This window comes from Mycobacterium sp. 1245499.0, assembly GCF_001673615.1.
Lineage (GTDB): Bacteria > Actinomycetota > Actinomycetes > Mycobacteriales > Mycobacteriaceae > Mycobacterium > Mycobacterium europaeum_A.
Genome location: NZ_LZMG01000409.1, coordinates 1 through 3,732, shown reverse-complemented (window position 1 = coordinate 3,732; position 3,732 = coordinate 1). Strand labels below are relative to the sequence as shown.

Genomic DNA, 3,732 nt, shown 5'->3' with positions numbered 1-3,732 from the left:
ACCGCCGCCCGGATCAGGGTGGCGAGCAGCACCGTTTCGGCGACGGTGGCCGGCACGTCGGCCACCCGGACCTCCACCGTCGGGAAATCGGCGGAAGGGCGCACGTCCCAATAGATCATGTCCTTGTCCAGGATCACCCCGTTGTCGACCAGCATGCGCACGGCGTCGTCATACTCGTCGGGCGAGGCGAAATAGGGCGGCGCCCCGGCGGCGGGCCACCGCCGCCACAGCACGCTGCGCCAGCTCGCATGGCCGCTGTCCGTGCTGCGGTACACCCGTGAATTAGCCGACAGCGCAAGCAAAGTCGGCAACCACGGCCGAAGCCAATTGCTGACATGGATGGCCGCGGCGCGGTCGGGCACCTGCACGTGCACGTGGCATCCGCAGATTCCCTGCTCGTGGGCGATCATGCCGAACTCTGCGCCGATCCGCCGGTAGCGCGGGGTGTCGGTGACCGGGAACTCGTGCGGCGTGGAAGGCGGCAGGCCACAGGCCAGCAGCGTAACCCCGGCGGCCTCGGCGGCCTGCGCCGCGGTGCGCCGCAGCCGGCTCAGTTCCGCGCCGAGCTCGGCGCTGGTGGCCGCCACGTTCGACGTGGTTTCCACCTGGCAACTGCTGAGCTCGAGCTGCAGTTCGACCCCGCGCTTCTTCGCCTCTGCGGCCACGGCGGCGTTGTGCGGGGCGGGCTCGCCGGTTCTCGGGTCGATGAGGAGGAATTCCTCCTCGGCACCCATCGTGGGATGGTCGGCCATTGAGCCGGTTACGGCCCGGTGTCTACCAGCGGTCAGCCGCGGACAGCGCGGAGTCGACGGTGGGGTAGATGGGCAGCACGCCGGACAGCCCGCAGGCGTCGACGATGCGGGCGACGAGCGGCTCGCAGCTGACCAGGCGTAGGTCGATGCCGCGGTCCTGGCAGCTTTTCGCCTCGTCGGCGAGAACCTCGAACGCGCAGCAACCCATGAAGTCGAGCCCGGTGACGTCGACCACGAACGGGCCGGGAGCGGTGACGCCGCTGGCCGCCTCGCGCACCAGGTGGCGCCAGGTGCCCTCGTTGCAGGCGTCGACCTCGCCGCCGGCGTAGATCACCACCGACGGGCCGCTGCGATCCGCGGTGGCCCGCAGAGTGCTGTTCGGGTCGCCGAGTTCGTAGACAAGTTTTGTGCTCAGCGTCAGATGAGTGGTCTGCATCGCCTCGACAATGACGGAATTCATGATGGACCCCCTGATCGACAGGCGTCGCAGACGCCTCGATGGTGCCCGTCCTAATGTCTGAAGACAGACTGTTCGCGGATGCGAATCTCATTTCTATAACGAGACAGGGCGGTCTGTCTACCTGCAGGGGCCTAAGAGTACGGTAAGGCCTGGTATGACAACTCCCGATGTCGGAACCCCGGCCGCGTCGCCCCGCGAACGCGTTCTGACCGCGGCGTATGACCTGTTCAGCAGGCGTGGTATCCGCGCGGTGGGCACCGACGAGGTGATCGGGCGGGCCGGTGTCGCCAGGGCGACGCTGTACCGCCATTTCGCGACCAAGAATGACCTGGTGCTGGCGGTGCTGCAGCGTCGCGAGGAGCTCTGGACGCACGGGTTGATCGAGGAGCAGTCGCGGCAGCGCGGCAGCACCCCCGAGGAACAGTTGCTGGCGATCTTCGACGTCATGCACGACTGGTTTCAGCTGCGCGACCGGTACGAGGGCTGCTCGTTCATCAACGTGCTGCTCGAGCTGGGGCCTGAACATCCGATCGGGCAGGCCTGCATCGGCCACATCGAGCACGTCCGCGACATTGTGCGTCGCCGCGCCGTGGCGGCGGGTTTGACCGACGTCGAGGACTTCGCGTCGTCGTGGCACATCCTGATGAAGGGCGCCATCATCCTGGCCGCCGTCGGGGATCTCGACGCCGCGCTGCGCGCCCGCAAGATGGCCCGCGCGTTGATCGACGAACACCGGCCGCCGCTGGTGGCGGACACCGGCGAGGCCGTCTAGTCAGACGCTGTCCGGCGCGGTGCTGCCGGCCTTGCGGTAATGCTCGGCCTCCAGCTCGGCGATCATCCGAGATGTGCGTTCCCGCAACAGGATTGCGGCGGTCAGCCCGGCCACGACGGCGATCACCAGCCCGATCCAGGAGAACCGTTCCAGCCAGCGTTCGGCGGCGATTCCGGCGAAGTACACCAGTGCGGTGGTGCCGCCCGCCCAACAGATGGCGCCCGAGACGTTGGCCGCCAGGAATCGGGGGTAGTGCATCTTCAGCGCACCCGCGAGCGGCCCGGCCAAGATCCGCAGCAGCGCGATGAAGCGGCCCAGGAAGACGGCGCGAACACCCCAGCGGTTGAACAGCTTTTCGGCCAGCGCGACGTGTCCGGGCCCGAAGTGTTTGGGAAACCGCCGCCCGAGCCGCTCGAAAAGCGGCATGCCGAAGCGGCGTCCGATCGCGTAGCCGATCGAATCGCCGATCACCGCGCCGATCACCGCGGCGATGCCGACCCCGAGCGGATTGACGGCCAGGTCGTGGTGCGACGACATCAGCGCCGCGGTGACCAGCACGATCTCACCCGGCAGCGGAATGCCCAGGCTCTCGATCCCGACGACGCCGCCGACCACCAGGTAGACCGCGAGCGGCGGAATCGAGTGCAGCAGGGGCTCGAGATTCATGCGTCAAGAATGCCTGACCGACCGCGGTTCCGTGCCTTGAGGTGCGCGGTCGAACTCGCTCGGGGTGTCCAGCCCCGCCAGGCGCGGACGCTTGGGTTCGCGCCCGTCGTACGACGAGAGGCCGCGCAGCCGCCGCCAGATCCACGGAAAGAAACTCTCCTGCGTCCAGCGCCATTGTTCGTACGTGCCGGCCGCAAAGGAACGCTGGGTGGGGTTGCGGCGGCCGAGGGCCCAATCATGGTTGCTGTCAGGCAGATTGAGCGCCTCGGCGGCCGCATCGGCGAACAGGATGTGGCCCTTGGTCGAGGCGTGCACCCGGTCGATGGCCCAGGTGTCCAGCTCGCGCATCGAGGGCGCGTTGTACAGGTCGACGAGCGCGAACCCGTAGCGGTGGGCGGCCGCGGTGATCGCCGCGTTGATGCGGGCAAGCCGCCCGGCCACCAGCCGCCCCAGGGGCAGGAACTGGGCGACGTTCGGGAAGGTCGTCGTCACCACCGTCGCCCCCGATTCGGCCAGCGCGGCGTAGACGTGTTCGAGGTCGGCCAGGGCGGGGCGAAACGATCGCCCGGGCTGGATGACGTCGTTCATTCCGGCGCACACGGTGATCAGGTCCGGGCGCATCGCCAGCGCCTGTGGAAGCTGCTCGGTGAGCACGTGGTTGATCCGCTTACCGCGGATCGCCAGGTTGGCGTATTGCAGGCCGGGATAGAGCGAATCGACCCGGACGGCGAGGCGGTCGGCGAACCCGAGCAGGCCGACGGTGTCGTCGCCGTCCCACAAGCCCTCGGTCTGGCTGTCGCCGATGGCGACGTAACGGCGGTATCCAGCGCGAACAGCCCCGCTCACGCAGCCGAGAATAACCCGAATCAGCGCCCATAACTGGTTACCGTGGACCCATGCCACACAAGCGTGAGCCGGGCGCCGGGGACGCCGCGGCGGCGCCGGACGCCGATTCGCTTGCGCCGCAGTACCCGATCGAGTCGGTGGACAACGCGCTCAAGCTGTTGCTGCTGTTGGGCGAGCGGCCCCAGATCCGGTTGAGCGAGGCGACCCGCTATCTGGGTGTGGCGTCGTCGACCGCG

Annotated in this window: 5 protein-coding genes and 1 pseudogene; 2 read left to right on the top strand and 4 right to left on the bottom strand. The window is 68.4% G+C overall.

The window, feature by feature from the left end:
- Both A5646_RS25785 and A5646_RS25780 read right to left on the bottom strand, forming a co-directional pair.
- Positions 1–752, bottom strand: a 752-nt coding sequence (locus A5646_RS25785; protein ID WP_067025289.1) for a glutamate--cysteine ligase, incomplete at its 3' end; no start/stop codon positions are given.
- A 22-nt stretch (positions 753–774) separates the two neighbouring features.
- Positions 775–1,212 carry an anti-sigma factor antagonist gene (locus tag A5646_RS25780; protein ID WP_066866129.1) on the bottom strand — a complete coding sequence of 146 codons (438 nt, stop codon included), beginning with the start codon at positions 1,210–1,212 and terminating at the stop codon, positions 775–777.
- Between the two features lie 154 nt (positions 1,213–1,366).
- Here A5646_RS25780 and A5646_RS25775 point away from each other — a divergent pair, with 154 nt between their 5' ends.
- On the top strand, positions 1,367–1,984 hold the full coding sequence (locus A5646_RS25775; protein ID WP_067025285.1) for a TetR/AcrR family transcriptional regulator: 618 nt from the start codon (positions 1,367–1,369) through the stop codon (positions 1,982–1,984).
- On the opposite strand, the gene A5646_RS25770 is transcribed toward A5646_RS25775, so the two are convergent.
- Together A5646_RS25770 and A5646_RS25765 are read right to left on the bottom strand one after the other, a co-directional pair.
- On the bottom strand, positions 1,985–2,650 hold the full coding sequence (locus tag A5646_RS25770) for a DedA family protein (RefSeq protein ID WP_067025282.1): 666 nt from the start codon (positions 2,648–2,650) through the stop codon (positions 1,985–1,987).
- A gap of 3 nt (positions 2,651–2,653) precedes the next feature.
- Positions 2,654–3,496, bottom strand: coding sequence for an SGNH/GDSL hydrolase family protein (locus A5646_RS25765; protein WP_082971991.1), 843 nt, complete (start codon positions 3,494–3,496; stop codon positions 2,654–2,656).
- A gap of 50 nt (positions 3,497–3,546) precedes the next feature.
- On the opposite strand from A5646_RS25765, the pseudogene A5646_RS28615 reads away from it, so the two are divergent.
- Positions 3,547–3,732, top strand: a pseudogene (locus A5646_RS28615) (IclR family transcriptional regulator); the annotation flags it as partial.